The organism is Sphingomonas sp. AP28 (assembly GCF_056680455.1).
The window spans coordinates 207,906-234,755 of the sequence record NZ_CM155283.1; the positions used below are offsets into that span (position 1 = coordinate 207,906).

At 61.0% G+C, this 26,850-nt stretch carries 30 protein-coding genes and 1 pseudogene; 18 read left to right on the forward strand and 13 right to left on the reverse strand.

Features of this window, described 5'->3' with window-relative positions; genetic code table 11:
• The first annotated feature begins 135 nt into the window (after positions 1 to 135).
• From AC1MH0_RS00950 to AC1MH0_RS00965, 4 genes are all read left to right on the forward strand, one after another.
• Entirely contained in the window at positions 136 to 1,665 is a 1,530-nt protein-coding gene (locus AC1MH0_RS00950) for a carboxylesterase/lipase family protein (protein ID WP_480964288.1), read from the forward strand.
• On the forward strand, positions 1,647 to 3,257 hold the full coding sequence (locus AC1MH0_RS00955) for an AMP-binding protein (RefSeq protein WP_480964289.1): 1,611 nt from the start codon (positions 1,647 to 1,649) through the stop codon (positions 3,255 to 3,257). The genes AC1MH0_RS00950 and AC1MH0_RS00955 overlap by 19 nt, the downstream gene beginning before the upstream one ends.
• Before the next feature lie 8 nt (positions 3,258 to 3,265).
• Positions 3,266 to 3,970 carry a TetR/AcrR family transcriptional regulator gene (locus AC1MH0_RS00960; RefSeq protein WP_480964290.1) on the forward strand — a complete coding sequence of 235 codons (705 nt, stop codon included), beginning with the start codon at positions 3,266 to 3,268 and terminating at the stop codon, positions 3,968 to 3,970.
• 66 nt (positions 3,971 to 4,036) lie between these two features.
• Positions 4,037 to 5,188, forward strand: coding sequence for a glycoside hydrolase 5 family protein (locus AC1MH0_RS00965; RefSeq protein WP_480964291.1), 1,152 nt, complete (start codon positions 4,037 to 4,039; stop codon positions 5,186 to 5,188).
• A gap of 435 nt (positions 5,189 to 5,623) precedes the next feature.
• Here AC1MH0_RS00965 and AC1MH0_RS00970 read toward each other — a convergent pair whose 3' ends face one another.
• From AC1MH0_RS00970 to AC1MH0_RS01005, 8 genes are all read right to left on the reverse strand, one after another.
• Positions 5,624 to 5,893, reverse strand: a complete 270-nt coding sequence (locus AC1MH0_RS00970; RefSeq protein WP_480964292.1) for an HU family DNA-binding protein — start codon at positions 5,891 to 5,893, stop codon at positions 5,624 to 5,626.
• A gap of 278 nt (positions 5,894 to 6,171) precedes the next feature.
• Positions 6,172 to 6,579 (reverse strand): type II toxin-antitoxin system tRNA(fMet)-specific endonuclease VapC, encoded by a 408-nt coding sequence (gene vapC / locus AC1MH0_RS00975; RefSeq protein WP_480964293.1) that lies wholly within the window; start codon positions 6,577 to 6,579, stop codon positions 6,172 to 6,174.
• On the reverse strand, positions 6,579 to 6,800 hold the full coding sequence (vapB, locus tag AC1MH0_RS00980; RefSeq protein ID WP_480964294.1) for a type II toxin-antitoxin system VapB family antitoxin: 222 nt from the start codon (positions 6,798 to 6,800) through the stop codon (positions 6,579 to 6,581). Before vapB ends, vapC begins: the two co-directional genes overlap by 1 nt.
• Before the next feature lie 221 nt (positions 6,801 to 7,021).
• A complete protein-coding gene (locus AC1MH0_RS00985; protein WP_480965797.1) occupies positions 7,022 to 7,198 on the reverse strand; it encodes a hypothetical protein in 177 nt (58 codons plus the stop codon).
• A 16-nt stretch (positions 7,199 to 7,214) separates the two neighbouring features.
• Positions 7,215 to 7,424 (reverse strand): hypothetical protein, encoded by a 210-nt coding sequence (locus AC1MH0_RS00990; protein ID WP_480964295.1) that lies wholly within the window; start codon positions 7,422 to 7,424, stop codon positions 7,215 to 7,217.
• Positions 7,425 to 7,962: 538 nt separating this feature from the next.
• Positions 7,963 to 8,187, reverse strand: a complete 225-nt coding sequence (locus AC1MH0_RS00995; RefSeq protein ID WP_480964296.1) for a hypothetical protein — start codon at positions 8,185 to 8,187, stop codon at positions 7,963 to 7,965.
• A 284-nt stretch (positions 8,188 to 8,471) separates the two neighbouring features.
• Positions 8,472 to 9,041, reverse strand: coding sequence for a hypothetical protein (locus AC1MH0_RS01000; RefSeq protein WP_480964297.1), 570 nt, complete (start codon positions 9,039 to 9,041; stop codon positions 8,472 to 8,474).
• 12 nt (positions 9,042 to 9,053) lie between these two features.
• Complete coding sequence (locus AC1MH0_RS01005) at positions 9,054 to 9,629, reverse strand: recombinase family protein (RefSeq protein WP_480964298.1); 576 nt, start codon at positions 9,627 to 9,629, stop codon at positions 9,054 to 9,056.
• Between AC1MH0_RS01005 and AC1MH0_RS01010 the strand changes: the two are divergent.
• Positions 9,567 to 9,796 (forward strand): annotated as a pseudogene (locus tag AC1MH0_RS01010) (integrase); the annotation flags it as partial. The gene AC1MH0_RS01005 and the pseudogene AC1MH0_RS01010 sit on opposite strands and share 63 nt — an antisense overlap.
• 22 nt (positions 9,797 to 9,818) lie before the next feature.
• Here AC1MH0_RS01010 and AC1MH0_RS01015 read toward each other — a convergent pair.
• Positions 9,819 to 10,373 carry a hypothetical protein gene (locus AC1MH0_RS01015; protein ID WP_480964299.1) on the reverse strand — a complete coding sequence of 185 codons (555 nt, stop codon included), beginning with the start codon at positions 10,371 to 10,373 and terminating at the stop codon, positions 9,819 to 9,821.
• A gap of 111 nt (positions 10,374 to 10,484) precedes the next feature.
• Positions 10,485 to 10,802 carry a hypothetical protein gene (locus AC1MH0_RS01020; RefSeq protein WP_480964300.1) on the reverse strand — a complete coding sequence of 106 codons (318 nt, stop codon included), beginning with the start codon at positions 10,800 to 10,802 and terminating at the stop codon, positions 10,485 to 10,487.
• A gap of 234 nt (positions 10,803 to 11,036) precedes the next feature.
• Between AC1MH0_RS01020 and AC1MH0_RS01025 the strand changes: the two genes are divergently transcribed.
• From AC1MH0_RS01025 to AC1MH0_RS01035, 3 genes are all read left to right on the forward strand, one after another.
• Positions 11,037 to 11,336, forward strand: a complete 300-nt coding sequence (locus tag AC1MH0_RS01025; protein ID WP_480964301.1) for a hypothetical protein — start codon at positions 11,037 to 11,039, stop codon at positions 11,334 to 11,336.
• Positions 11,337 to 11,495: 159 nt separating this feature from the next.
• Positions 11,496 to 12,473, forward strand: a complete 978-nt coding sequence (locus AC1MH0_RS01030) for an SDR family oxidoreductase (RefSeq protein ID WP_480964302.1) — start codon at positions 11,496 to 11,498, stop codon at positions 12,471 to 12,473.
• A gap of 100 nt (positions 12,474 to 12,573) precedes the next feature.
• On the forward strand, positions 12,574 to 13,200 hold the full coding sequence (locus AC1MH0_RS01035) for a class I SAM-dependent methyltransferase (protein WP_480964303.1): 627 nt from the start codon (positions 12,574 to 12,576) through the stop codon (positions 13,198 to 13,200).
• A 98-nt stretch (positions 13,201 to 13,298) separates the two neighbouring features.
• Here the strand turns inward: AC1MH0_RS01035 and AC1MH0_RS01040 are convergent, their stop codons facing one another.
• A complete protein-coding gene (locus AC1MH0_RS01040) occupies positions 13,299 to 13,664 on the reverse strand; it encodes a DUF4440 domain-containing protein (RefSeq protein WP_353454061.1) in 366 nt (121 codons plus the stop codon).
• A 237-nt stretch (positions 13,665 to 13,901) separates the two neighbouring features.
• On the opposite strand from AC1MH0_RS01040, the gene AC1MH0_RS01045 reads away from it, so the two are divergent.
• The gene (locus AC1MH0_RS01045; RefSeq protein WP_480964304.1) at positions 13,902 to 14,438 is read left to right on the forward strand and encodes a DUF937 domain-containing protein; all 537 of its coding nucleotides are present in this window, start codon (positions 13,902 to 13,904) and stop codon (positions 14,436 to 14,438) included.
• A 348-nt stretch (positions 14,439 to 14,786) separates the two neighbouring features.
• Here the strand turns inward: AC1MH0_RS01045 and AC1MH0_RS01050 are convergent, their stop codons facing one another.
• Positions 14,787 to 15,197, reverse strand: coding sequence for a DUF3597 family protein (locus AC1MH0_RS01050; protein ID WP_093400728.1), 411 nt, complete (start codon positions 15,195 to 15,197; stop codon positions 14,787 to 14,789).
• A 152-nt stretch (positions 15,198 to 15,349) separates the two neighbouring features.
• Here AC1MH0_RS01050 and AC1MH0_RS01055 point away from each other — a divergent pair, with 152 nt between their 5' ends.
• A complete protein-coding gene (locus AC1MH0_RS01055) occupies positions 15,350 to 15,940 on the forward strand; it encodes a DUF4142 domain-containing protein (protein WP_480964305.1) in 591 nt (196 codons plus the stop codon).
• Between the two features lie 699 nt (positions 15,941 to 16,639).
• Here AC1MH0_RS01055 and AC1MH0_RS01060 read toward each other — a convergent pair.
• Positions 16,640 to 17,545 (reverse strand): helix-turn-helix domain-containing protein, encoded by a 906-nt coding sequence (locus AC1MH0_RS01060; protein WP_480965798.1) that lies wholly within the window; start codon positions 17,543 to 17,545, stop codon positions 16,640 to 16,642.
• Between the two features lie 286 nt (positions 17,546 to 17,831).
• Between AC1MH0_RS01060 and AC1MH0_RS01065 the strand changes: the two genes are divergently transcribed.
• From AC1MH0_RS01065 to AC1MH0_RS01100, 8 genes are all read left to right on the forward strand, one after another.
• Complete coding sequence (locus AC1MH0_RS01065; protein ID WP_480964306.1) at positions 17,832 to 18,320, forward strand: cupin domain-containing protein; 489 nt, start codon at positions 17,832 to 17,834, stop codon at positions 18,318 to 18,320.
• 31 nt (positions 18,321 to 18,351) lie between these two features.
• Complete coding sequence (locus tag AC1MH0_RS01070) at positions 18,352 to 20,976, forward strand: M1 family metallopeptidase (protein ID WP_480964307.1); 2,625 nt, start codon at positions 18,352 to 18,354, stop codon at positions 20,974 to 20,976.
• A gap of 193 nt (positions 20,977 to 21,169) precedes the next feature.
• Positions 21,170 to 21,682 carry a UrcA family protein gene (locus AC1MH0_RS01075; RefSeq protein WP_480964308.1) on the forward strand — a complete coding sequence of 171 codons (513 nt, stop codon included), beginning with the start codon at positions 21,170 to 21,172 and terminating at the stop codon, positions 21,680 to 21,682.
• Complete coding sequence (locus tag AC1MH0_RS01080; protein WP_480964309.1) at positions 21,679 to 22,515, forward strand: alpha/beta fold hydrolase; 837 nt, start codon at positions 21,679 to 21,681, stop codon at positions 22,513 to 22,515. The genes AC1MH0_RS01075 and AC1MH0_RS01080 overlap by 4 nt, the downstream gene beginning before the upstream one ends.
• A gap of 85 nt (positions 22,516 to 22,600) precedes the next feature.
• Positions 22,601 to 23,617 carry a D-cysteine desulfhydrase family protein gene (locus AC1MH0_RS01085; protein ID WP_480964310.1) on the forward strand — a complete coding sequence of 339 codons (1,017 nt, stop codon included), beginning with the start codon at positions 22,601 to 22,603 and terminating at the stop codon, positions 23,615 to 23,617.
• A 195-nt stretch (positions 23,618 to 23,812) separates the two neighbouring features.
• Positions 23,813 to 24,676: a cupin domain-containing protein gene (locus AC1MH0_RS01090; RefSeq protein WP_480964311.1), complete on the forward strand. Its 864-nt coding sequence runs from the start codon at positions 23,813 to 23,815 to the stop codon at positions 24,674 to 24,676.
• Between the two features lie 22 nt (positions 24,677 to 24,698).
• Positions 24,699 to 25,694, forward strand: a complete 996-nt coding sequence (locus AC1MH0_RS01095; protein ID WP_480964312.1) for a proline iminopeptidase-family hydrolase — start codon at positions 24,699 to 24,701, stop codon at positions 25,692 to 25,694.
• A gap of 1 nt (position 25,695) precedes the next feature.
• Positions 25,696 to 26,847, forward strand: a complete 1,152-nt coding sequence (locus tag AC1MH0_RS01100; RefSeq protein ID WP_480964313.1) for an N-acetyltransferase — start codon at positions 25,696 to 25,698, stop codon at positions 26,845 to 26,847.
• Positions 26,848 to 26,850 lie beyond the last annotated feature (3 nt).

Below are 26,850 nucleotides of genomic sequence, written 5' to 3' on the forward strand. Positions count from 1 at the left end.
CTTCGGCGCTCGCCCATAGTCATCCCCGAAAGAAAAAATGGAGTCAAGACTGATTGACATGTGAATTAGTGAATGATGAAAAGGGGTATTAGCGGGGCCGACAGAGCCTGCGGATCGGATAGAGGAGCAGGGCGCATGACATCTGGATTGACGAGGGGGCTGGTTACGGCAGGGCTGGTCTCGGCGCTGGCCATGTTCGCAAGCGCTGCACCGGTGTATGCCGCACCGCACGGGCCTGTCGCGACCATCGAAGGGGGCGTTGTCGTCGGACGCGCCACGAGCGACCTCCGGATATTCAAGGGTATCCCGTACGCCGCGCCGCCTGTCGGCGATCGCCGGTGGCGCGCCCCGGCCGCCGTCGTTGCATGGCAGGGGACGCGCGACGTGACGCGGTTCGGCGCAGCCTGCATGCAGCTGGCGGGACGTACGGAAGCCTGGGCACAGGTCGGTCCGACCAGCGAGGATTGTCTGTTCCTCAACATCTGGCAGCCGGCAAAGCCCGGCAAATATCCGGTAATGGTGTTTCTCCACGGCGGAGGGTTCACCTACGGATCGGCAGGCGTACCGTTATATGACGGTGCCGCCCTGGCGCGGCGCGGCGTCGTCGTGGTGACGCTCAACTACCGACTCGGCGTGCTGGGCTTCTTCGCGCATCCCGCGTTAACGCGTGAGGCACCGGGCAGCGCGCTTGGCAACTATGGAATCATGGATCAGATCGCTGCACTTCGATGGGTGCGGAAGAACATCGCTGCCTTTCAAGGCGATGCGCGTAACGTCACGGCGTTCGGCGAGTCCGCGGGGGCTGGCACCGTGCAGCTCCTGATGGGGTCGCCTGCCGCAGAGGGCTTGTTCGACAAGGCGATCAGTCAGTCCGGTGCGGGCGGCTCGGTACTGCCGAGCTTTGCGAAGGTGGAGGCGGTGGGCAAGACGCTGAGCGATGCCGCCGGGCTGGGCAATGTGACCGCGGCGCGGCTACGCGGGCTGCCGGCCGACAAGCTGCTGATGCGGAGCTTTCCCTTCATCGACGGGAAGGTGGTCGTTGCGAGTCCGGGTACCGCGTTCTTGCGCAAGCGCGAGAGGAAAGTGCCGCTGATCATCGGCGCCAATTCGAACGAGTCGACCCTATCGTCCAACAACGCCGATGGGGTGAAGCTGGCATTGGGCACCGCGGTGAGCGACTTCGAGACGCGTTATGTCGCGGCACGGCCGGGTAAATCGGCCGACGCGGCGAAAACCGATCTGGCGGAGGATGTCCTGTCGATCCTGCCTTCGGTGTCGATCGGGGCGATGCATGCCGCGGCCGGTGGCCGTGCATTCAGCTATTATTTCGACCAGGTCCCCGCATCGCAACGCACCGGTTCCGGAGGGACGGGACATGGCGACGAGCTGCAATATCTGTTCGGGAACCCGTATGACGGTGCGGTGTGGGACGATGCCGATCGCACTGTTTCGCGAGCGATGGGTGACTATTGGGTGCAGTTCGCGCGAACCGGTGATCCCAACGCCAAGGGGCTGGTAGCATGGCCGCGGATCGACGGTGCGACGGCACCGCGCAGCCTGACGATCGCCACGCCGATCAAGGCGACGATGCTGACTCCGTTGGAGGAGCAGGCGAGAAAGGCTGCGCTGGCAACTTCGATCGCCGCGTGGACGAACGAGCCATGACCGGCGAGCGGTCGTACGCAGGATCGATGCAGCGCCATGACCTCACCGTAGAGAAATTTCTCGACCATGCGGCCAAATGGCATCCCGACGTAACCGTGGCGTCGGCAGGCCCCGATGGGGTGGTTCGAACAGGCTATTCCGAACTGCGACGCGAGGCGGGCCAGCTGGCGGCCGCGCTATCCGCGGGGGGGATCGGGCGGGGCGACATGATCGCAACGCTTGGCTGGAATACCAAGGGGCACGTGCTGCTATGGTATGCGGCTGCTGCGATCGGTGCGATTTCCCACACGCTCAATCCACGGCTCAGCGCAGCGCAGCTCGCGGCGATGACGGCGCGCAGCCGCCCACGCCTTTTGTTCTATGGGTCCGACCTCGCGTCGCTGGCGTCCGAGATCACCAACGGTGCTCTGGCGACGATCGCGATCGACGATCCAGAGCGTTCTGCCGGTACATCGCTGAGCGATCTTACGGCCGGGGGTTGTGACTATGAGGCGCCGGTTTGGGGGGGCGCCCTGGAGGACGATCCTGCCGGGCTCTGTTTCACGTCGGGGACGACGGGTCCGCCCAAGGGTGTCCTCTACACGCATCGCAGCAACTATTTGCACACTCTGCGCCTTCTTCAGGCGGATGCGCTGGCGTTGACGGCGGACGACCGGGTGCTGCCGATCGTGCCGATGTTCCATGCCAATGGCTGGGGCATACCGTTTGCAGCGCCAGCTGTGGGCGCCGGACTCGTGCTGCCTGGGAGGAACCTGGACGGCGCCAGCCTCGCCGGCTTGATCGCGTCGGAGGCGGTGACGGTCGCGGCGGGTGTGCCCACGGTCTGGCTCGACCTGCTTGATCATGTCGAGCGTCACGACATTGCGTTACCGTCCTTGCAACGAATTTATCTCGGCGGGGCGGCCATGCCGATCGACGCACAACGCCGACTGGAACGCGGTCTGGGCGTGTCCGTCCATGTAAGTTGGGGCATGACTGAGCTTTCACCGCTCGGCACCGTGGCACCCCACGGCGTGGAGCGGACGCGTTCCGGATCGGCGGGGCGTGTGCCGATCGGCCTGGATCTGCGGTTGACGGACGCATCTGGCACAGTGCTCGCCAGACAGCGCGAGACAGAGGGGCATCTGCAAGTCCGTGGACCGAGTGTCGTGCAGCGCTATTTCGGGACTGCGCAGGATGCGACCGATGCCGAAGGCTGGTTCGATACCGGCGATCTGGCGCGCATCGACCCGGACGGCAGCCTGACGATCACCGGCCGGGCGAAAGACCTCATCAAATCCGGGGGCGAGTGGATCAATCCCGGCGAGATCGAACGCATTGTCGCCGAGAATTTGGATACTGGCCTGGTCGCGGTGATCGCGCGCGCCGATCCCAAATGGGGCGAGCGACCGGTTCTGATCTACGAAGCCAGCACCGACGTCGATGTCGAAGCGCTGCTGGATGGTCGGATCCCGCGGTGGTGGATGCCCGATGCGATCGTCAGGGTCGACAGGATGCCGCTCGCCGTGACCGGCAAGATCGACAAGCAGGCGCTCCGCGTAACTTTTGGCACAGCCGAAGCGGTTGCGTCCGACGCGGTCCTCCGCGCATGACCCTCGTCATGGCCACTGATACACCCGCCGAACGCCCGCAGACCAAACGTTCAAGAAAAGAGCGTCGCGAGGACAGCATCGAGCAGATACTTGATGCGGCGGAATATCTGTTCTCGAAACACGGCATCTACGGCGTCACGCTAAAAGACGTCGCGCAGCGCGTCGGCGTCCACACGTCGTTGATGCACTATTATTTCGCCGACAAGCAGGCGTTGTTCGTCGAGGTCTTCGAACGACGTGCCACCGTCACGCGCGCGCGGCGGATCGAGGCTCTCGATGCCTATGAACGCGCGTGCGGCGGTCGTCCGACCGTCGAGGGCGCGCTGCACGCGTTCCTTGATACCGATCTCGATCTGTACATTTCCGGCGGGGAAGGGTGGCGCAACTGGGGCGCACTCGGAGGCCAGCTCAGCAACACCGACTATGGCGCCGAGCTGATGGACAAGCATTTCGATCCGGTCGTGATGCGGCTGATCGACCTGCTCAAGCGGGCGATGCCCGATATGGCGGAAGAGGATATCTTCTGGGGCTATCACTTCGTTACCGGCAGCCTGCTGCTCACGCTCGCGCGGACCGGGCGGATCGACAAGCTGTCGAACGGTCTGTGCCACTCCGACGATTTCGAAGCCGTCAAAGCGCGGATGGCGCGGTTTATGGCAGCGGGTTTCCGTGAGTTTGCAGCGACGTCGGGCGCTAAGGATGCGGAATGCTGAGCAGAAGACACTGATCAACAAGCCGAAAGAATCGCAGCGGCGGTCGCGGCGACAGGAGAGATGCACATGAAACGTCGGATGGGGCTCGCCCTGATCGCTCTCGCTTGCACCGCCATGGGTGCGCGCGAAGCCGGTGCCCGCGAACGGTGGACGAGCGCGCAGGCTAACGCCTGGTATGCGAAGCAGCCTTGGTTGGTCGGCGCGAACTACGTTCCGGCCAACGCGATCAACCAGCTGGAGATGTGGCAGGCCGCGACCTGGGATCCCGCGGCAATCGACCGCGAGTTCGGCTGGGCGCAGGCGATGGGCATGAACACGATGCGCGTGTTTCTTCACGACAAGCTCTGGCAGCAGGATCCCAAAGGATTCAAGACACGGATCGATGCGTTCCTCGCCATCGCGAAGAGGCACGGGATCCGCCCCATGCTGGTCTTCTTCGACAGTTGCTGGGATCCCGACCCGAAGGTCGGGCCGCAGCATCCGCCGATACCCGGCGTCCACAACTCGGGCTGGGTACAGTCTCCGGGGACGGCGATCCTGGCGGATACCGGGGCGCGGCCGCAGCTCAAAGCCTATGTGCAGGATATCGTCGGGACCTTCGCAAAGGACGACCGCATTCTCGCCTGGGACGTCTGGAACGAGCCCGACAATCTGGCACCAGCCTATGCACCGACTCCCGGCAAGGTCGCTCAAGTCCAAGCAATGCTCGGCGATGTCTTTCGATGGGCGCAGGCGATGAATCCAACGCAACCGCTGACAAGCCCGGTTTGGAGCCATGACGGTGACTGGACGCCGGGGGGTAAGCGAAAGCCGATCGAAGCCATCCAGCTCGACCAATCCGATATCGTCAGCTTTCACAATTACGATTGGCCAGAAACGTTCGAGGCCAAGATCAAAGAGCTAATCCCCTATGACCGGCCGATACTGTGCACCGAGTATATGGCACGAGGTAACGGCTCAACCTTCGATGGCAGCCTGCCGATCGGTAAGCGATACAACGTCGCAATGATGAACTGGGGCTTCGTCGACGGAAAAACACAGACGCGGCTGCCGTGGGACAGTTGGTACCATCCTTACACACTCACGCAGCCAACGATTTGGTTCCACGACATGCTGAAGGCCGATGGGACGCCATACCGTCAGTCGGAGGTCGACCTAATTAAGCGGTTGGTCGATGCGCCCAAGAGCAAGTACCAGCCTCCTCGTACAGGTAGCTGAAATTTCCGCCTACCCTGCCAGTGCAAGACTGTAGGACTCAGTTCTTCGCGAGCGAATAGTTGAGGGCTGCGATTTCAGATCGCGGATGAACGAGCGTCTGAAGTTGGGAAGCCGGGAAGGGCGTTTGAACGTCTGGAAGTGGGTCTCGTCGACCGCAATGGGACCGGCAGTTCACGCACATACATGGATGCTCAGACTAGCAATCAATCCAACCGGCGCGTTCGAATGCCCTGCATCGGCGGTGTGCCGAACATTCGCCAGTATTCCCGACTGAATTGAGACACGCTCTGATAACAGACCGAGAAGGCGGCCGAGCTCGCGCTCGTCGGTTCGGTCAGGAGCAACCGTCCTGCTTCGTAGGGTCGAAGGTTTTTTGATATTGTAATGGAGCCATGCCCGTTGGCGCCGACGAGACCGCTCGCCGGCGCACACGTCTTACATCTTGTCCTTCAGCCCCTTGGCGGCTGTGAACGCAACCTTCTTGGACGCTGCGATCGTGATCGCCTCACCGGTGCCGGGGTTACGGCCTTCGCGCTCCGGGCGGTCCTTGACGGTGAACTTACCGAACCCGGGAATCGAAACCTCCTCGCCCTTCACGGCTGCGGCTGCGATCTGGTCGAATACGGCGGTGATCGCCTTCTTTGCATCGGCCTCGTTCGAACCGGTCGCTTCGGCGACGCCCTTGGCCAGGTCACCTACGTTCATGCTATTCGTTCTCCATTGGAAACACCGGCGGGACCTTAGCCAAGGCGAACGACGAGACAAAGACCGTACTGAACGACGCCAGCGTCGCGGCGGTTCGGCTGATACTAGAAAAGTTTGCTGATCATGATGCAGCCGAAATCTACGAGGCCACCTCAGGGCAGGGGCCGATCGCCGACCTCGTAGCCGAAGCGAAGCGCGCTCGAAACATTGATCGCTAGCGACTGGCAATACGTTCGCGCGTAATGTGCGAATCGGCGACGCCGATCCGCTAGTGTACGCTAATGCGCCGGCAACCAGTCTTCGCAGCGTAAACCCTGCACACGATCAAATTCCCCGAGATTGCCAGTGACGACAATCAGTCCGCGACTGCGCGCATGGCCGGCAATCTGCAGATCATAGCTTCCGATCATGCGCCCTTCTCGCTTCAGTGCGGCTCGGATGTCACCAGCATGCGCCGCGGCGTCGGCATCAAACGGCAATACATCAACACGGGCGGCGAAGCGCTCAACCTCGCGACGTGCCTCGATCGGGCGGTCCGAATTCGCAGCGCCGTAGAACAACTCGTACAGAACGACGGTGGAGATGCAGAGGCCGCCCGCTTCGGCATTGAAGCGTTCCCGAATGCTTTGCGGCCGATCACGTAACACACGAATGCACAGGTTCGTATCGAGCATATAACGCAGCATCAAAGTGCATCCCGCTCCTGCGCCGCTGGCTGTTCGCGATCACCGAGATCAACCCCAGGAGCTGCGAAGAATTCGTCCCAGATGCGGTCGACGGGAACGATCACACGCCTGTCTCCATCGCGAAGGATAGTGACTTCCCGCACGTCGAGGGGAAAGGCCACATCTTTGGGCAAACGTACCGCTTGAGACCGGTTCGACTGGAATAGGGTGGTACGTGTCATCTAACAGTCCATCATTGATTGTGCATGATGTGGGATATACATATGGGATATACGTTTGGTCAAGGACGCAGCGAACAATGTCACGCTGCGCGATCAGGAACAGGAGTCGGATATCACGCCAAAACAGCGCAATGCGGAGATGGTGGCGTTCGTTAGGATAGGCGGCGGGTGATCCATTAATCGATGCGGATGGGATCGCTGCGACGCTTAAAGACCTGTTTTTAGATGCGGAACGCCCCAGTATCACGCGAGCCAGTTTTCCATGCTGAGACCCGAACACGCGCGAACTCACCGACATTGGCGGTGACTGGCGTGGCACCCCGTGCATGGGCCTGGGCTGCGATCAGGAGGTCGTTGGGACCGATTGGTCTGCCCACAGCCTGAAGCTTTGCATGGATGCCGCCATATTCGACGTCAGCCGGGACGTCGAGCGGAAGGGTTCGAGGCCGCCTTGGATGGCCTCGACTTGCTTAAGAAGGCGTGGGGAGCTTTTGCGAGCGCCACCGTAGCGAAGCTCAGCCGCGGTGAAATGCTGATGGACAGGTTGTCTCTTCCCGACGATCTTTCGACCACAGCGGCTTGCGGATTGCGAACGAGATCGGAGAAGATATTGGCGTCGAGCATGTACCGCGCGCCAGTCACAGGTCGACTGCCTTCAATGGAAGCAGCGTCGCATCGAAATCGTGTGGGAATTGATCGTCGGAGGCGAGAAGAGTTAGCCCTTTCAGAATATCGAGAAGTCGCGGCTTAGCTTCGCGCACGTGAAAATTGGAAGATGATCGTGCCATATCGAGCCTCCTTGTATATGCCGTATAAACTGCACCGGCCGGCAGTTCATCAATCGCGGTAAAACGGTCGCGCAGACCAACCTATTGCGTGTCACGATCTCCAAGCCAGAGAGTATGAGGGTCAGAAACAAACGTTGCTACCAGCCTGTTTGATGGCCACCGGAGTCAGATTATTTAAGGTATCGGCTATCATCTCAATCTGCTGAGGTTGCCTATGCAAGATCAATGCCTACCCAGCGTCAACTTCCTATTTAACATAACGATTAGTATCGATCCGAATGATTGTAAGCGCCAAATAGAAATGTCACCCTTCCACTAGATAGAAATGTCACGGTTCCATACCGGGCGGATCTTCGCTGTCATGCCGCCCACGTTCACGAGGGTGTGCGCAGATGACGGTGGTTTCGATGAGCCAAGGCGAACTCTCGCGGTACGACACGTTGCAAAGGGTCGAGCGCGGCGACTTGCGGATTGATGATGCTGCTATGGTTCTCGGACTGGGCCGACGCCAGGTATTCAGGCTGCTTGACCGCATGCGCGCCGTTGGTGCCGAGGGCCTGAGGCTCGATGGCGGTGGCGCCAAGTTGGATAATCGTCATGCACAAGGCGCTTCATCCCTCGCCCCTTACCCATGATGGGTTTGCAATGGTCCCTGCGTCGAGCGATGGCGACCGAACGACCGTTAAGGTTCGCAGCATTTCGAAATCGAGCTGTTGCCATACGTGAGGAACTGACAGTCGTGGGGTTTATAGCCGCTATCAGCGTGGTATCGCCGATCTGCCACTGGCTGGGAGATAGGTGCGCCTGGCTTACAACCCAGCCGCAAATCACGGTCGTCGCCCGGGACCGCGGTGGGGCGTAAGTAGTGTTGCTTGGGTCACCTTCACAGGCTTACGATCGTGCCGCCGAGCAGCCGGAACCGAGTTCTACAGCGGTCAAATCCTGTCCCCGCAACCAACTCTGTCACAAAAGCTCCTGTCCCAATGGACCGGGGCTTTTGTGTGTTTGGCGTACAGGCACCCTCCGCAAACGCCAGCATCCGGTAAAGATCGCCATGAAACCGAATGGGCCGGCTTTTTCCGCCACGCCCGCTACCCGGCTGAACCACGATCCTCTCGATGAGAGGACGGATCGTCTGCCAAACAACTGCTGCGTCATCGGATGCCAAATGGCTGTCGAGCTCTGCGATCGCGCGGACGTACAGCGCTTCATAGTTGGCCGGCAGGCGAACAACGTGTGATAGGGAAGTCGCTGCGGCCATCTGTTGAAGGCGGTGTTCGTCAGCTTCAAGTTCCTTCAGGCGCGCGGTGAGCGAGCGTGGCGCGTCTTCATCCTTTTCAATATGGGCGACAAGCTTGGTGATGCGCGCACGAGTGTCGGCCAGGTCGGTTTCGGCCCGGATACGATCGGCAACCGACCCGCGATGCTCCTGCCAGTTCCTGCTGAAGGGCAACAGCGAACCGGCTTATGACCTCGGGTGTGAGCAGTCGTCCGTGTATACCGGCAAGGGCTCGGGTTCCGAGTTCCCTGATCGTAATTGAGCCATTCTCGCACTCGCCCGTACGGTGGCCCTTGCAGCGCCAGCGTCCCGCTCCCGTGCCAAAAACGGCACCCCGCACGCCCCGCATATCACCAGTCCGGACAGCAGATACGTGGGCCGTTTGGCCCCGCTGAGCGGATTGCCGGTAAGCTTGAACTTCACGTCGCGCGCGGCACGGGCTTCGATCTGCTGGGCTTCGACCTGGTCCCAAAGAGCATCATCGATAATACGCAGGTTGGGTTCATCACGGGGGCGCCGTGAGAAGCCGCGCCGCTCGTTGGCGACCTCCACCCACGTCCGCCGGCTGAAGATCCGCCGACCGATATGAAGCTCGTTGTTTAGAATGCCTTCGCCGAGTGTCACATCGCCGGATAGCGTCGACGGATTCCAGACGCCGGCGTTGTATTTGCCGCACTCGCGTGCGCGTGGCGAGCCCGGCAGGGGCTGGTCGAGATGCCGATCGCCAAAGTCGAGGAGGCCGCTCGCGCGCCGTCGAGCCATTCGCTGCGCGTTGGGCTGACGCAGGATCTGTTTGCCGCCGGCGAGGACGGCGTTGGCATTGCCCAGGCACTACGTCGGTCATCGCCGTCGACGGCACTGCGCTATGGCGGAAGCTTGCCGTTAGGAGCAATGTTGCAGCGCGCGTGTTGGCTAAGATCAGAGGCTGATAATCGCCTTACCCGGTGAGTCTTACGGGACAGACAGCGGTCCCGGCAGCTGCCGGGGAAACCACGTCAGGAGGGCATCGGACAGGGCTGCTGCAACAATCGAGGGGTCGCCTGTTCGTGTGCCGCTAGCCCGCACCGTTGTTGCCTGCCCTGTCCAGACGACGTGTTTATCGCGGCGCAGCGACACGGTCACTTCGAGACGGGTCACGATCAGACCGCGCAATTGATCCTTCCCCGAAGGCTGAGTCAGCGACAGGCCTCCAAGGCCCGCTGCCATACCCGGTCGGTCTGATCGGTCGTTGCCGGACCGTACGACGCCGCGCTGCGTCTGCGATACCTCAACCTTAGCGACGTAAAGGCTGTGGTTCGCGTCGGGCATGGGCAGGAAGGCTGTTCGAAGGAAGCTTCGCTGAACGGCGTCCGTGAAAGTTTTCGTGATCGCGGGAGACGTGGTTGAGCTATCTGTAGCAACGATCGCTATCGTGCCTGGCTTCACTACGGATGCAGCAACTGGCGATTGCATCAGCGCTGCGACCGCGGCGAAAAGGAGAACGTACATCTGACATGTGCCGATCAATTACTGGGGCGAGGGGGGCTAACGGCATCGCGTCGACCCTCCGCGTTGGAAGTGGTAATGAACCGTGATCGAACAACGATCGTGATCGCGATCTGCCGTTCCGATAGCACTCTAGTCGAGCTTCTCGGCGTGTCGACCAGCCCATTCCTTCCCCTCATCGCCTCCCCATAGGAGCCAAGCGATGTAGCCCGCGGACGGATCGGTGTCCGATCCCCACTCATGGGTTTTGCCGTCTTTGTCGACCTCGTGACGCGCGAAGTAGCTGTGCATCGACTTCACATCCTCGGCGGTCACATCGTCCTGCGCCGCGAGTTGCTCGGCACGACGAACCCCGACGTCCGTACCGCCTCGTCCGAAATCGTCGCGCAACTTTAGCCCCTTCTTTGCATTAGCGGCGATCTTCGTGGTTGGTTTGAACGTATCGGGCATCATGCTCTCCCTGTGGCAATGTTCAAACGCCTAGATTTTCGAACATATCCATGAGCGTGTATCGGCGGTATTGCCTCTGGCCCTCCCAGGTGATGCTGGATGACTAGGCCATCGGGAAGGGCAAACCGAGACGGTATTCTAGGGGCTGGCTATCTTCCTCGAGCACCAGGATCATTGAATTGGTGGGAAACTTGCGCCGGCTGAAAGGTTCTAGAGCGAGTCAAGGAGATCGACATGGCAACCGAACAGCCGAACATTGTACCTGACGACATGAAGCCGGAGCCGAACGACGCCGATAGCACTGCGACCGTTTTGGACGATGCGCAGATGACCAAAACGCCGGGCGGCGGTGGTCTAGGCGGTACCGACGCCGCGGATGTCTTGAGCGGATCGGGAAAGCTTAGCGGTGGTGCGACACCGAACAGCCCTATCGATGTGCCAGTTCCACATGGCGGTAGTGGTGACCCAACTCGCGAAGCGCAGCTCAGATCGTTGAGCGATGGCCCCAAGGAACCGCATACCAATCCCAACTGATCATCCTGGGATCACTTTCAAGGAACATCGCGCGGTTTCGGTTGGACATCCTGCGCCTCCGAGACGTTGAGTGTCTATGCATGATGATAGGAAAGTTCGTCTGACGCGACCGCGTTGTCTTCCCGTAAGTGTAGAGGCAGCCGCCTTGAACATCGTCCGATGAGCGCTGATCGTAACCTGGCCGGGCGCCGCGTGGTAATCACCGGTGCATCGAGCGGCATCGGCGCGGCAACGGCGATGGCTTTCGCAAAAGCGGGAGCGCGGCTTGTCCTAGGGTCTCGCGGCAAGGACGGGCTGGACGACGTCGCGCAGCGCTGCGTCGAAGCTGGCGGCAGCGCAATCGTCCGACCGGTAGATTCCACCGACGCAGGCGCAGTGGCCGCATTCGCCGCTGAGGCGCGCGATCTGCTCGGTGGCATTGACCTTTGGTTCAGCTGCGAAGGCGTCGGTGTGCTCGGCCGGTACGAAGACGTGCCGATCGCAGATCATGCCCGTGTCATCGATGTGAACCTCGTCGCCCACATGAACGACGTCCATGCCGTACTGCCGATCTTCCTCGCGCAGGATCACGGCAGCTGGGTAAACATGATTTCGGCGGGCGGTTTTGTCGCTACGCCGTATGCCGCGGCCTATTCGGCGAGCAAGTTCGGGTTGCGCGGGTTCAGTTCGGCTTTGCGCGGCGAGGTGTCGAAGCGTCCGCACATTCACATATGCGACGTCTGCCCGACCTTCGTCGATACGCCCGGCGTGGACCATGCCGGCAACTATACCGGTGCCCGGCTTTCGCTTCCCCCCGGTTCGCTCGCACCGGAGACGGTGGCGAAGGCAGTCGTGCGGCTCGCCACGCACCCTCGTAACCTCACCGCCGTCGGCGCGCCGGCAATCGCATTCAAACTCGGCGAGTTCGCGGCGCCGAACCTGCTGGCGGCGATCATGAGCGGCTTCCTCGACACCTGGTCAGCCCGCGCGGCCGACGGCAACGACAGCGATGGGGTGTTGTTCGAACATGGCGTCCCGGCCGGTTCTGATGGTGGCCGACGCGATCCACACCGGGGGCGCAAGGTGGCAGCCGCAGCGGGCGGTATGGCGGTTCTCGGCCTTGCGGGGGTCGGTGTATGGCTGGGCCGTCGCCGGTGATTGAGGACGACCGCTATCTCGCGTTGCGCTTGGGCATACGGCTACGAACGGACGATGTGGTCGCAAATACCGGCTGGTTTACTTGGCAGGGGTTCACCGCGTGACCGAAGCGATCGAGTTGGGATTGCCGGCGCATGCCTTCGACCGTCAGGATGATGGCGACGATCTTGGCTTCTACGCACCCCCGCGTTTAGTCACGCACATTGACGAGGCAGCTGTCTGCGCACTGACCAGCCTGTACCGCGATGCGATCCCTGCTGGCGGGCGGGTGCTCGACATCATGTCGAGCTGGGTCAGCCACCTGCCGGACGACGTCGCCTACGGCGAGGTCGTTGGCCACGGCATGAACGCAGAGGAACTGACGGCCAATCCGCGCCTCGACCGCTGGTTCGTCCAAGACCTGAACGATGTGCCTGAGTTGTCCGAAGGGGACGCGCGCTACGATGCCGTACTGATCTGTGTCGGGATTCAATATCTGCAACACCCCCTGGCGGTACTGCGCGAGGTTCGTCGCGTGTTGAAGCCGGGAGGCCGCGTCATCATAAGCTTCTCGAACCGGTGCTTCCCAACCAAGGCCGTGGCGGTCTGGCGCGCTCTCGATACGCAGGGGCACGCCTCGCTTGTCCGCCTCTATCTGGAAAAAGCAGGGTTCCGCGATGTCACGGCTTCCCTACTCGCCGACGGTTGCATTGGCGATCCATTGGTCGCGATAACCGGTCGCAGTTGAGGCTGTCGGGATCACACCAGCGACGAGGGCGCCGACTCCCGGTTCAGTACCGTCGCGCCTGTTACAGGTATGTATCAGGCGCGACGGCAACCCAGTGGTCAGGCTTCGACGCTGGCGGTCAAGGGTGGCGTCTGCTGATGTTGGACGACCAGCCAATCGTCGTGTCCCCGCATCCGCAAAGTCGAGGTGCAATGCGCCTCGTACTTCTCGTCGCCGCTCGCGCATCGTGCCGTGTACGCAACGACGATCAGCCCCTCTTGAGGTCGTGACACTCGTCGATCCGATAGCTCAACCGTATCCCAATCAGGCGTAGCCTTGACCGCATCCTTCGCTTCCTGCCCCTGGAAGACATAAGGCGGACGGGGCAAGACCATGACGATCTCCTCGTCGATCCGGTTCTGGTAATGCTCGTCGCTGGCATCCCATAGGCTCCCTTCGAATTCCCATACGCGCTGGTCGTCCATGCCGTCTCTCCTTCATGGCTCAAGCGCGAGAGTATGGGGGAGGGTTCCCGTGTCTCGGCACCATCGCGTCAATATCTACCGCCGGATAAGACGTTTTGGCGCCCGTACGCCCGAACTCCCTGACTAACATTGCGCAAACAGCGCATGCCTACCGATCCATGGTCCAAGCGCGATCAAAGGGGACCGGACGTATCGGTCCCAGCGTTTGTTGACACCCGTAACAACAAGGACGCTGCCATGAATCTCAATGACCTCCTCCCAGATGGTGGCATCGACGCACTCGCCGCCCAGCTAGGCATACCGCGTGACCAAGCCCAGCGGGGCGCAGAAGCGCTGCTGCCGTCGGTTCTGGGCGGCATGGGGAATAACACGACGCAGTTAGACGCCCATGTGAACACGCTTGGCGGCGCAAGCCTTGCCTCCAATGTGCTGGGCAATGAGCCGACTGCGATTGATCGCGGCAATCAGTTCCTCGGCGGTATCTTCGGGTCGAAGGACGGCAGTCGAGAGGTCGCCGACGACGCGGCGCAGAGCAGCGGCCTGGCGCCCGAGCTTCTCAAGCAGATACTGCCGATCCTGGTCATGCTGGTGGCCGGGCATCTGACAGGGCGCTCGGCCGGGCAGCAGGGTGGCCTCCTTGGATCTGTACTCGGCAGCCTTAGGTGGCGCTGGAGTCGCAGCCGCTGCGCCCCGGGGGCGGTCTCGGCGGCGGCCTGGGGGGCATTCTTGGTTCGGTCTTCGGCGAGCGGCGATAGAGCCGTCTGGGTCCACTAACACCTCGTCGCCACGTGGCTACGGCACGGCGATAACATCGACGGCACGACTGTGGAGCGCATGTGATGCGGCGACGGGGAAACAAGCGAGCCGATCCTGTGGCAATTGTCATCTTCGTGATGATCGTGGCACTCGTCGTAACGATCTGCTGGCTCGCGGCGCGTGGCTTTCAGAAAGAGCCGAATGGATCACCGCGTGGTAGTAAGACGCTGCCAGCTTAGGCAGCGCAGGGGCCCGTATCTGCGACGCCTCCGAACGCTGCTCCTGCCCAATAACGGTGACGACGATTAAACTGGCGGTCTGAGGCCGGGGGGACCGCGTTGGGTGTGGTCCCCCGGATCGGCTTGTTTAGTTGCGCAGGCTATCTGGAACGATACCGCCGTTATCGGCAAGCTTCTGCATCACTGCCTTGTGAAGGGCGATGTTCTGCTCGGCCGAGCCGTCGGCTGCTGCATGGACGTTCAGTTCGCTAGCGAGTTCCTTGCGAGCCGTCAGACTGGAATCTAGGTCCAGCAGCTTCAGAAGATCGACGATCGAGCTCTGGTAATTGCCCCCGCCATCTTTCATCGATGCCATCTCGCTAAGGACCGCACCGACATCGACGGACTGCTGAGCCGCTGCGGGGGCGGGCTGGGCGGTAGCGGTCGGCGCGGCCTGTGGCGCAGCTTGGGGCGCAGCGGCGGGAGCCTGAGCCGGCGCAGCGGCTGGTGCGGCTTTGTGATGGAAAACCTTGTTCATGATCGTGCTGAAGATGCTCATAGCCGTGTCCCGATAAGGCCGGCGGCTGCGCCGGCAGACCGCTAGAACGAACGCACCTCAGGAACGGTCCAGAGCTCGTTACTCGTGCGGAACGGTCCTCAAGAGGCACGCGTTGAGCGGCAATAGCAATACACAAGTGGATGGAGAGTATGATGAACTTCAAGACCCTGGCACTGGTATCGGCAGCGGCCCTGTCACTGGCCGCATGCGGCAAGAAGGCCGACGATACGACCGTTGTTAATAACAGCACCTACGCCAACACGACCGCCACGGACGTTAATGCATCCGGTTCCAATGACGCCGTGGCAGCAACCGTCTTAGGTGGGCAGGCTTTCGTCAACATGGCAGCTGCGAGCGATGCGTTCGAGATCGAGACCTCGAAGCTTGCTGTGACTAATGGCGCATCTGCTGCGGTAAAGAAGTTCGCTGGCCAAATGATCACCGCACACGAGGGTTCGACTGCGAAGCTGAAGGCACTGACGGCAACGCTGTCGCCAGCTTTGTCGCCCGACCCGGCGCTGAGTGCCGAGCAGCAGCAGAAGCTTGCCGATCTGAAGACCAAGCAGGGCACTGACTTCGACACCGCGTATGCAGCGGCCCAGGTCGCCGGGCATGAGCAGACGCTCGATACGCTCAAGGGATATGCTGCAACCGGCGACGTGTCCCAGCTGAAGACGTTTGCGGCGGGCTTGGCACCGACGGTTGCAGCGCATCTCAACATGGCGAAATCGCTGAAGTCCTAATCGCGTCTCAGTTTATCAAGCTCTAAACCAAGAGGTACACCGCACGTGTACCGCTTGGCTTGGTCTATCCTAAACTGGAACCACACGGGACTTCCGCAGCATAGTCGCGGAAGTCCTGAATTTGCGACCGCAGCACGGACGTTCGCGTTTTAGAACGTTGATGCTCATCGCGCAGCTCGCGCGCCCATGACATTCACGGGATGACGGCAAACACCTGTTTGTCGCACAGTTGTGAATATGACTAGGTTTTACGCTCATCTGGCTTGTACGAACAATCGCTATTCTCGCGGAGGGCTAGATATCGTAGCGCCGTCTCGATGTTAGTCACCGGCCGACGATAGCGCTGCCGTATAGCGGGAAGCGAGTTCTGCAGCGGTAAAATCCTGTCCCCGCAACCGACTCCTACAACACAAAACGATCTTTGCCGCCCTCACAGCGCTGTGTTGGCGTTTGTGGCAAAAATGAACCACGTCCAGAGTTGGGAAGCGAGGAAAGGGGCGCGAACGTCCGATTGTGGGTCTTGGCCGTCGTCGTCAACAACTCAGCGGGTGACACACCAGTAATGAAGAGCCTTATACGTGACGTAGCAACGAGTTGTGGCAAGATCTGAAAGACCTGCTCGGTTCAGTCAAGCCACTCCATGGAAATTTGATTGGTAGCGTACACTGCTGTCAATGATCCGATAGGCTTGAGCACATGTCAAATTTGCTTGCGCCAAGCTGCCGGCGCAACTCCAACCCGTTTTCGGAAGACTCGGCTGAAATGTGCTTGGTCGGCGAAGCCGCATTGACCCGCAATCTCGGTAAGATTGAAACTACGTCCGCGCAGCAGGTCTGTAGCACGCGATACTCGCCGATTGATGAGCCACTGGTGCGGTGGCACACCAACCGAGTGCTTGAAGGCATGAGCGAACTGGCTGACGCGAAGATCACAACATCGCGCAAGTTCCTCAAGGGCAATCCCGTCGGTGAGATTTATTTCTATCAATTCCTTAGCAAGCCGTTCCTGCCAAGTAGTCAGCCCACCGACCGAGGAGCGACGCGAGGCGAGATCGCCGTAACGGCTCATTACGTAGATCCCGAACGACCACATAAAGCTATCGGCGTAGAGCGTGTCGAGCATGTCCGGGTCGTTGAGATAAGGATGGATACGGTTCGCCAGCGAAACGAGTACGGGATCGAATGCCAGTAAGCAGGCATCGTTCCCGAGATGCGTAATCGCCGGGACCTCCAGATCTTCGGCGATCTGACGCATGAAGGCCCGAGGCAGCAATATCTCGACGGAATGGCGCTCGGAACTGAATTCCACAAAATCAACTTCCGGCAAATACAGTATATGAGAGAAACCCACTGGTGCTTTAAAATCGAATCTCTGTCCGTAAACCAAGGTTTCGCTTACTTCTTCGCGATAACGTATTCCGACCGTGAACACGTCGTCCCATTGGGGATATTCGTCGTTCTGCGCAATGCCATGCTCGCCAATGTCGATTTCCGCCATATAGAGCCTGGATTTGACCAAGCCACGGGCGCGCAGCGTCAAAGAACTTCCGGCAGAAAGCTCCAGTGGCACCGTCGCAACTTCGCCCAAGCGACCAAATGTTGCCATCTTCACCTCCGCGCGTCCTGCCCGTTACCGCAAAGACGTGGGCGAGCGATCCTTAGCTTACTACGGTGGGAATGTCGAAGCGTAGACTTTTGATAGATTCTAGACCGTAGTACCGCAACAGAGATGCCATCGTTGACGCTTATTCCCCGTCCTGTCAGTCATTGTGAATTGGGTTCACCGGCCTTTGAGGATTTTTAAATGGTGAGCATCGGCAGTCCGGGACACGCAGTAATCGAGTTCATATTACGACGGATGAGCGCTGAGCGCTTGCCCAGGGGAGCATGCGATGCCTGAACATTCTCATCCACAACGGTTATCGATGATATCCGCGGGGAACGGCGAACATTTCGATCTGGCGGGTGCGAAATTAACCTGGAAAGTCAAAGCCGAAGATTCGGACATGCGGTTTTGCTTTTTCGAGCAGGTGCTCGCGCCGGGCGACGTCGTACCGCTCCACCTCCACCATTATACTGAGGCCTTCTACGTTTTGGCAGGCACCGTTACCTTCTTCAGAGAGCCGGACAACGGTCATGCGTTCAGGTCGAGCACTGGCGATGTCGTTGTGGCGAGGTCGACCGGCCTTCACGGGTTCGCCAACGAAGGTAATACCGAGGCGCGCCTGCTGAGCATCAGCGTTCCGGAGCACCAGCGATTTTTCGACGCGTTGGTAGCGGCTGACCGCGAGCAGCCCTTTGCGGCGATGCCGCCCGAGGCGGCCATGGCGCGCGTAGCTGCAATTGGTGACGATACGGACTCTGTGTTCGCTCGACCATGACAATCTGGGTATCGCGCACCGCTCAACCTCGATGGAGGTCGTCATGATCGTGGTGTTTTCGGGACTTACTCGGACTTTGCAACATGCCGTTGCGGTGGTCGCTGGAGCGGTCATGCCCATGACGGCCGCAGTCCCTGCACAGCCGCCAAAGGCGAGCATTCGGCCAGTGAATTACCGACTGGACCTTACGATCTTGCCTGATCGTGCGCGGTTCAATGGTCATGTCGAGATCGACGTGGATCTGGTCAACGCCACGTCGCACGTGGCGCTCGATGGACAGGATTTGACTGTCCGCCGCGCCGTGCTGCGGCGAGGGAGTGCCGAGTTTCCGGCCACGTATCGCGAGATGGATTCAGGCGGGCACGCAAGGCTCGATCTCGCGCGTGCGGTTTCGGCGGGACGCGCGACACTGATACTGGACTATGAGGCGGGCTTCGCGGAATCGCTCGCGGGGCTCTACCGCGCAGACGTCGGCGGCCGCTGGTACGCCTGGTCGCAACTCGAAGCACGAAACGCCCGCAGGCTGTTCCCCAGTTTCGACCGGCCTGGGTTCAAGACTCCCTACACGGTATCGGTGACGACATACGCCGGCATGGTCGCCACCAGCAACGGTGCCGAGCAGACAGCGGAGGCAGACGGCGCGCTGATCCGCCATCGCTTTGCAACCACCGCGCCTTTGCCGACATATTTGGTTGCGGTCGCCGTGGGGCCGTTTGCGGTTGCATCCGCCACTATCCCGGCCAGCGCCGCGCGCAAAACGCCCATACCGTTGCGTATCCTGGCGCCGCAAGGGGCTGGCAGCCCTGATCTTGCGCTGGCGCAGACCGGGCCGATCCTTGAGAAACTCGAGGCCTATATGGGCCGGCCCTATCCTTATCCCAAGCTGGACCAGATTGCGTCTCCGATGATGTCGGGCGCAATGGAGAACGCGGCGGCCATCATATACGATCAGGAGAAGCTCGTTCCGCTAGACCCCCGGTCACCGGCCAGCCAGGCGAACTTTGTTCGCGACGTTTCTCACGAGCTTGCACATCAATGGTTTGGCGACCTCGTCACGCCGAAAGCCTGGGACGACCTGTGGCTGAACGAGAGCTTCGCCAACTGGATGAGCTACCGGATAGGCGATCGCTGGCGCCCAGAGCTCCAAATAGGCGTGCAGTCGACGCTGGACGCCATCGCTGCACTCAACCTGGACGAATTGGCGGCTAGCCATCCCGTCCACGAACGCGTCGGCGAAGACAGCGAGCCAGCGTTCGACGATATTACCTATGGAAAAGGCGGCCAGGTCCTCGGGATGCTCGAGGCCTATCTTGGCGAAGAGAAGTTTCGGGCCGCCCTGCAACTCCACTTGGCGCGCTTCGCCGACGGCAATGCCGATACGATAGATTTCTTCACGTCGCTGGAGGACACGGTGCACGATCCTCGGGTAGTGATGGCATTGCGCAGTTTCGTCGACCAGCCCGGGATCCCCGTGATCCGATTCGACCGCACGCCGACCGGGTATCGCCTGATCCAGTCGCGCTACGCAGCAATCGGCACGACCGCGGCGGCACAACGTTGGACGGTTCCGATCTGCTACCGCGCCGATGCTGCGCGTAGCTGCGTGATGCTCCAAGGGCTCGATGCGACCATCCCCATCAGTGGAGCCCGGGTCTTGATGCCTAATGCGGGCGGGCAGGGGTATTATCGCTTCTCGCTGTCTCTGCAGGATTGGCGAGCGCTGATCGCCACTTCGGCCAGCATGGTACCGGCAGAGGCGCTGATGACGACAGATAGTCTATGGGCCGGATTTCGGGCGGGCGAGATTGCACCGAATCTGCTGGTCGATGCCGCCCGATTTATGGTCGGCAACAGCTTTGGGCCGGCTGCGCTCGACGCCGGCAATCGATTGGCGGTACTGCGACATCAAGGCATTATCCAGGCGGACGAGCAGGCGCACTACAGCCAACTGCTGCGTGCGCTTTACCGGCCATTGCTCGACAAAGTGGGCTTCGTGGCCACGGGAACGAAGCCGGGCGACACGGCCGAACACCAACGATTGCGGGTCGGGCTGGAGCGATTGCTCGCTGACGAAGCCGAAGATCCCATTGTGCTCGCTGGGCTGGCGCAAGGGGCAGCGGATACGCTTGCCGGCAAAGTTGGGGCGCTGGCGCCCCAGCTCCAGGTTGCCGCCTTTGCTGCCTATCTTAGGGCGATGCCGGGGACGCGGGTGCCGGCATTGTTCGAGCGGTTCGCCAAAACGACCGACGCCAACGAGCGCGAGATCATTGCCTATGCGCTCGGTACACGGAGGGACCCCGCCGGGGCCACCTGGCTGCTCGACCGCCTTGGCGATACCCGGCTCTCCTATCTTGATCGACAGCATGTGCTCTTCAGTCTGGCGGAGGAGCCAGCGACGCGTCCCGCCACATTGACTTGGGCCAAAGGGCATCTCGACCTGCTGTCACGTCAGGGCGTCCGGCCGATGGTTATCGGCTTGGCCGACAATGCCTGCTCCGCGGCAGATGCAAGATCTTGGAGCGATGCCCTAAACTCCCGGATCGGCAAGGACGCGAAAATGCGGTTGCTTCTGGATGCTACGCTGGAGAAGATCCGCAACTGCGTATCGTTGCACGACAGGTGGAGCGCTGAGGTCCCTGCCGCGCTGGGGTCATAGGGACGCGGCGGACACATGCCGCCGTGTCGACGCGGGATGCCAACGCAGATTAGCGTCAGTCCGCGGCACTTCCGACTGCGAGTGAGAGCAGTCATTGCCAAGTTGAGCATCGCTCATGTGAAGGTGAGACTCCGTGATCTAGGTCGAAAAACTTTACTGGTTCAAAAGTCATTTTCCAAAAATGGAGATACCGATGACTTTCGAAGCAATACCAATGCAAGACGGCGCCACAGAGTATGATGGTGCCTTGGCCTCCGCTAAATCAGCGTCACGCCTGTGCATTATTCCCTTCATACCGTTTCTGTTGCTGTTCTCCGAACCAGCTGGCGCCAACGCAGTATCGACCGGCTTCGATGACCCCGTTGCAAGCGAGCACGTCCGGCTTGACGATCTCGATCTACAGACGAAGCAGGGCTGGCGATCGGCCAAGTCACGTGTGGCAAGCGCGGCAGCGCGCGTCTGTGCCATGCAGCTTACGTTTTCTGCCGCATCACGCTGTCGCAAGGAAAGCGTCACGCGCGGCGAACTGGCGCTGGTTCGATACGCCGCTATTAACGGCGTTCACCTCTCGAGCACTCCGATAGCGTCCGCTTCGATCCGCAGCCGGGTAAGCCTTCTCAAAGCCGGGATTGCCGCTCGGATCACCCGTCAAAACCGTTACTTCGATCGCTCACACCGCTTCTTTCAAGCCGAAGACGCAGCATGAGCTACGAGCGGAAGTTGGTCCCGGTCGCGGGGTCCGCCATAAGCGTCATCGACGTAGGCTCGGGCCCTGCCGTGGTTCTTGGGTCAGGCTTTCTTTGCGATGGCGACGCCTGGCTGCCGCAGATCGAGACGTTGGCGACGCGCTACCGCGTCATCGTTCCAGAGTTGTGGGGTCATGGTCTGTCCGGCCCCCTCCCGACTGGTGTTGACTCGATGCGCGACGTGGCCCGTCAGTATCTTGAACTGCTAGACGCCTTGAAGGTCGATCGGTGCACGATCGCAGGGTTGTCGATCGGTGGCATGTGGGGCGCGGAACTCGCCCTGATGGCGCCGGACCGGGTCACCGGACTGGTGCTGATGGATACGTCGCTTGCAGCCGAGCCTGCAACCACACACGCTGCCTATATGGGTTTGCTGGACACGATCGCGGCGTACCGAGGCTTTCCCGAGGCAGTCATCGCCGCCGCCGCACCGCTTTTCTTCTCGGCGGCAGTGGAGGAGCGTGATCCGACGCTGCAGGCGGCATTCATGGCGCGACTGCGGTCCTGGGATCCTGGCCGCGTGGTGGACAGTCTCGTGCCGCTCGGGCGGATCATCTTCGATCGTCGTGAAGCGCTAGCCGATCTTGCGGCGTTGAAGATGCCGGTCTTGGTGGCCACGGGCGCCGAAGATCAGGCGCGATCAGTCGCAGAGGGGCGCGCAATGGCTGAGCGGATCGGCTGCGCGTTCGTCGAGATCCCGCTTGCCGGGCACACGGCGAGCCTTGAGGCACCGGACTTCGTGAACCGCCTTCTGAGCGAATTTCTTGCGTCTCAGCTTTCGAATGCACACTGACGAACACCGTGCAGTGTTCAATCTACCGTCGCGGCAAAGCGATGAGGAATGCTAGGATGATCACGAGGATAATGCGGGGATCGGAATGCTGGAGTTACTGAACGACCGTCCACGGGTACTCCTGCTCGAGGTGCCGACACCCATCCAACGGCTGCCGCGACTGGAGCGCGCGCTGGGCGTCGATGTTCGCATCTATGCGAAGCGCGACGATCAGGCGATGCTGGGTGGCGGCGGCAACAAGTTGCGCAAGTTGGAGTTTCTGCTTGGGGAGGCCGTTGCCCAAGGTTGCGACACGTTCATCACCACCGGTGGACTACAATCGAACCACGCGCGTCTGAGCGCCGCGGCGGCAGCGCGTACGGGGATGGCGTGCGAACTCTTCCTCACCCGGGTCGTGCCACGGAACGATGAAGACTATCGCTTTAACGGCAACGTGCTGCTCGACGGACTGTTCGGAGCGACGATCCATGAACTGCCCGGCGACACGGATGCGCTCGCCGCCGCGCACGCCCGCGCGAACGCTCTCAGGGGTGATGGGCGCAACCCCTATGTGGTCGGTATGGGCGGCTCGTCGCCCACTGGGTGCCTGGGATATGCTGCCGCCGGGGCGGAGTTGCTGGCGCAGGAAGACGCGCTGGACGAGCGCTTTGCGCAGATCATCGTCCCGAACGGCAGTGGCGGAACGCACGCTGGTCTCGCCGCCGGATTTGCGGCCTTGGGGCAAGATCCTCGTCGGATTCGGTCGTTCGCGGTTCTAGCCGATACCGATCGGACGCACCGGGACACGCTGCATCTGGCGCGCGAAACGCTCGCGCTGCTCGACGGTAGCGCGCGAGTCGAGGACAAGCAGATCGTCGTGTCGGGCGACCAGTTGGGGGCGGGGTACGGCATGCCGACGTCTGCGATGATCGAGGCTGTACGGTCCGTGGCACGGACCGAAGGGATATTGCTGGATCCAGTCTATGGCGGCAAGGCCTTTGCAGGTCTCATGGCCGACGTCCGCGCAGGAATCTTCCCCGCAAAATCGGCAGTGCTTTTCGTAATGACGGGCGGCGTGCCTGGTCTCTACGCCTATCGCAGTGTCTTCGACGACCACGGCTGACTGGTGCTGCATCGGTGCCGGCAAACCTCACCAGCCGCCCGATGATGAGACGCGTTCATCTGTTCGTGAACAGGTATGACCTCCCCCTGACGGCTGTGCAGTTTATTCTGGAAACTCCCCCACGGAGCTTCCCTTCCTATGCGATCCACCTACCCCGATGCCGGCCACGAAATCTATCAATTCGCCGGTGGGCTGATGACCGTGTTCGCCGACGCCGCGTTTACCGGCGGCCGTTACTCGCTGCTGCTCGCACAAGTTCCGCGCGGAAATACGACGCCTTCGCACTTCCACGAGACCGACAGCGAAACACTGGTCATGCTGGGCGGTGCCTTGACTGTGGAAACGCTCGGGCGATCGATGATCCTGCGTGCCGGCGATTGGGCGACGCTGCCACCCGGTCAGGTCCACCGGCTGAGTAACGCTGGCGACGAAGATGCCAGCTATCTGCTGCTTTGTGCGCCCTCCGGTTTCGAGCAATTCGTCCGGCGTGCGGGGACTCGCATCGTCGATGGCGTGGCAATGCCTCGGGACGTGGACGACGACGACGTGCGCCTGCTGGTCGGCAATGCCGCGGCGTATGGCGTTCGCCTGACGGACGGCGCAGAGTTTGCGCATCCGACGCGCTACGATGTCCCGTCTGACCAGCGCGAAACGTTCATCGCTTTCGGCGCCACGATCGAGATGCTGGCGCGTCTTGGCGGTGAGGAGGACGGCATCGTTCTGGTTCGTGCCGTAGCGATCGCCCCGAAGAGTGGCCTTCGCGCTCCAAACGCGCCAACCGCGCGGTTCTTTGCGGGCAAAACCTCCTCGAACGGCAGTCGGCAGGGCATTTTGACGCCGGCATCGGAGCCTGCCTTGCTCGCAGTTACCACCGAGAAAATGCTGCGACTGTTGCGCGAGCATTCCATGGCGGAGCTCATGATTGCCGATGGCGGACCGCTTGGGCGACTGATGCTCGTCCTCACCGCGCTTCACTCTGCGAATTACTTGAAATTGGATGGCGCGGTCTCTGCTGCCGACGAAGACCACTCTGTGCGACGCGGTTTTCCGATCCACTGATCTTCCGATTGAGGATACCGTTATGACATTACAAAGACGTGAGATTCTTACGGCTGGCGCCGCTACCCTGTTCGCGGCGACGCTGCCGCGCAAAAGCTTGGCGTCGCAACCGCCTGTGATCGAAGAAGGGTTCGCGAATGTGCCAGGCGGACGGGTCTGGTGGCGCTCGTTATGGTCTGGATCGCAGACGCCGCTGCTCCTCCTTCATGGCGGCCCCGGAGCTGGACATGATTATCTCGAGCCGCTGGCATCGCTGGCGGTCGATCGCCCGGTGATTTTCTACGATCAGCTTGGCTGTGGACGCTCGGACAAGCCCGACGATCCTTCGCTGTGGCGCATCGACCGCTTCGTCGAAGAGATCGATGTCCTGCGGCAGGCATTGAAGCTCGATCGCGTCGTCCTGTACGGCCACTCATGGGGTGGCTGGCTCGCGCAGGAGTATATGCGCCGTAGCGATGGTGCAAAAAGCGTCGAAAAGCTCGTCCTCGCATCCACATCCGCGAGCGTCGCCGAATTCGTTGCTGGTGCACAGCGTCTGCTTGCCGCGCTACCCGACGGTATGGACGCGCGGCGTCGACAACTTGAAGCCGCCGGCGCGATGGACAGTCCCGAATATGCGAAGATCGTCGAGACGTTCTACGATCGGCACGTCGTGCATGTCGACAAGCCACCGGCCTATCTCACGCGGACATTCGAGAACCTCGGCTCGTCTCGCACGTATCCGGTGATGAACGGGCCGAACGAGTTCAGCGTGACCGGCACGTTGAAGGGTTGGGACGCCCGATCCGCGCTGGCCGACATCCGCGTGCCGACGCTGGTGATGACGAGCGAATGGGATGAGGTCACGCTGGACTGCCACCAGCGTCTGCATCAAGGCATCCGCGGGTCTGCGCTCGCGGTGCTACCCCGCGCCCGCCATCTTTCGATGGTCGAGCAGCCCGAACGCTACACCGACATCGTCCTTGGCTTTCTCGAGAAAGATCGACCTTCCACGACACGCCGAGGGCGGAGCCAGTGACTTGAGCGATCTGACCATAACGGCTGTGACCACCAAGCGGCAGCGCAAGGCGTTCATCGATCTGCCTTATCGAGTGTACGACAACGACCCGAACTGGGTGCCACCCCTGAAAGGGGAAGCGCTCGGATTGATCATCCCAGAGAAAAACGGCTGGTATAGCCACGCCAAGGCGCAGCTCTTCCTTGCCCATGAGAATGGCCGGGTCGTCGGCCGGATCTCGGCGCATTTCGATACGCTCGCGCTCGACATGCCGGCGGCACAGGGCTTCGGTCCCGGCGTCGGCCAATGGGGGTTGATGGACGCCGAGCGCGAAGACATCTTCGTCGCCCTACTCGCCAGTGCGGAGATTTGGCTGCGCGACCAGGGTATGACCCGCGCGCTCGGCCCCATCTCCCAGTCGATCTGGGAGGAGCCGGGTCTCCTGGTCGATGGCTATGATCATCCACCGACGATCATGATGGGGCATGCCAAGGTCGAATATCGCGGCTGGATCGAGCGTGCCGGCTACGCCGTTGTTAAGCAACTTCTAACCTATGAACTCGACCTCGCCATCGAATTTCCGCCCATCGTCCAGCGGATCATCAAGTCCGGCGAGAATAATCCACGGATCGTGGTGCGCGAGGTCGACAAATCCAGATTCGAGGACGAGGCCGCTATCATCCTCACGATCCTCAATGATGCTTGGAGCGAAAACTGGGGTTTCGTCCCGCTTACTCCGCCTGAGATCAAGGACGTCGGCGTCAAGTTGAAGCCGATCGTATTCAACGACTTGATCCGCATAGCCGAATTGGACGGCAAGCCGGTTGCTTTCATGATCACGCTCCCCGATCTAAACGAAGCGATCGCGCCACTTAACGGATCGCTGCTCCCATTTGGCTGGGTAAAGCTGCTGCTATGGCTGCGCAAACCCAAGGTCCGTACGATGCGCGTGCCATTGATGGGCGTCGTCAAGGAACTGCAGGCGTCTCGAATCGCGAGCCAGCTCGCCTTCATGATGATCGGATACATTCGTCGCGCGTCGATCGATAATTACGGCGCTAGCCGAAGCGAAATCGGCTGGATCCTGGACGACAATCAGGGGATGCGATCGATCGCGATGACGCTCGGCAGCCGGATCAACAAGATCTACAACATCTACGAAAGAACATTGTAGGGC

Bases quoted from the DNA above. Each gene is read 5' to 3' on its own strand.
- AC1MH0_RS00950 (WP_480964288.1), top strand. From the start codon at position 136: ATGACATCTGGATTGACGAGGGGGCTGGTTACGGCAGGGCTGGTCTCG.
- AC1MH0_RS00960 (WP_480964290.1), top strand. From the start codon at position 3,266: ATGGCCACTGATACACCCGCCGAACGCCCGCAGACCAAACGTTCAAGA.
- AC1MH0_RS00965 (WP_480964291.1), top strand. From the start codon at position 4,037: ATGAAACGTCGGATGGGGCTCGCCCTGATCGCTCTCGCTTGCACCGCC.
- AC1MH0_RS00970 (WP_480964292.1), bottom strand. From the start codon at position 5,893: ATGAACGTAGGTGACCTGGCCAAGGGCGTCGCCGAAGCGACCGGTTCG.
- vapC (WP_480964293.1), bottom strand. From the start codon at position 6,579: ATGCTGCGTTATATGCTCGATACGAACCTGTGCATTCGTGTGTTACGT.
- vapB (WP_480964294.1), bottom strand. From the start codon at position 6,800: ATGACACGTACCACCCTATTCCAGTCGAACCGGTCTCAAGCGGTACGT.
- AC1MH0_RS00990 (WP_480964295.1), bottom strand. From the start codon at position 7,424: ATGCTCGACGCCAATATCTTCTCCGATCTCGTTCGCAATCCGCAAGCC.
- AC1MH0_RS00995 (WP_480964296.1), bottom strand. From the start codon at position 8,187: ATGACGATTATCCAACTTGGCGCCACCGCCATCGAGCCTCAGGCCCTC.
- AC1MH0_RS01005 (WP_480964298.1), bottom strand. From the start codon at position 9,629: ATGGCTCGACGGCGCGCGAGCGGCCTCCTCGACTTTGGCGATCGGCAT.
- AC1MH0_RS01020 (WP_480964300.1), bottom strand. From the start codon at position 10,802: ATGCCCGATACGTTCAAACCAACCACGAAGATCGCCGCTAATGCAAAG.
- AC1MH0_RS01025 (WP_480964301.1), top strand. From the start codon at position 11,037: ATGGCAACCGAACAGCCGAACATTGTACCTGACGACATGAAGCCGGAG.
- AC1MH0_RS01030 (WP_480964302.1), top strand. From the start codon at position 11,496: ATGAGCGCTGATCGTAACCTGGCCGGGCGCCGCGTGGTAATCACCGGT.
- AC1MH0_RS01040 (WP_353454061.1), bottom strand. From the start codon at position 13,664: ATGGACGACCAGCGCGTATGGGAATTCGAAGGGAGCCTATGGGATGCC.
- AC1MH0_RS01045 (WP_480964304.1), top strand. From the start codon at position 13,902: ATGAATCTCAATGACCTCCTCCCAGATGGTGGCATCGACGCACTCGCC.
- AC1MH0_RS01050 (WP_093400728.1), bottom strand. From the start codon at position 15,197: ATGAGCATCTTCAGCACGATCATGAACAAGGTTTTCCATCACAAAGCC.
- AC1MH0_RS01055 (WP_480964305.1), top strand. From the start codon at position 15,350: ATGAACTTCAAGACCCTGGCACTGGTATCGGCAGCGGCCCTGTCACTG.
- AC1MH0_RS01060 (WP_480965798.1), bottom strand. From the start codon at position 17,545: ATGGCAACATTTGGTCGCTTGGGCGAAGTTGCGACGGTGCCACTGGAG.
- AC1MH0_RS01065 (WP_480964306.1), top strand. From the start codon at position 17,832: ATGCCTGAACATTCTCATCCACAACGGTTATCGATGATATCCGCGGGG.
- AC1MH0_RS01070 (WP_480964307.1), top strand. From the start codon at position 18,352: ATGGAGGTCGTCATGATCGTGGTGTTTTCGGGACTTACTCGGACTTTG.
- AC1MH0_RS01075 (WP_480964308.1), top strand. From the start codon at position 21,170: ATGACTTTCGAAGCAATACCAATGCAAGACGGCGCCACAGAGTATGAT.
- AC1MH0_RS01080 (WP_480964309.1), top strand. From the start codon at position 21,679: ATGAGCTACGAGCGGAAGTTGGTCCCGGTCGCGGGGTCCGCCATAAGC.
- AC1MH0_RS01085 (WP_480964310.1), top strand. From the start codon at position 22,601: ATGCTGGAGTTACTGAACGACCGTCCACGGGTACTCCTGCTCGAGGTG.
- AC1MH0_RS01090 (WP_480964311.1), top strand. From the start codon at position 23,813: ATGACCGTGTTCGCCGACGCCGCGTTTACCGGCGGCCGTTACTCGCTG.
- AC1MH0_RS01095 (WP_480964312.1), top strand. From the start codon at position 24,699: ATGACATTACAAAGACGTGAGATTCTTACGGCTGGCGCCGCTACCCTG.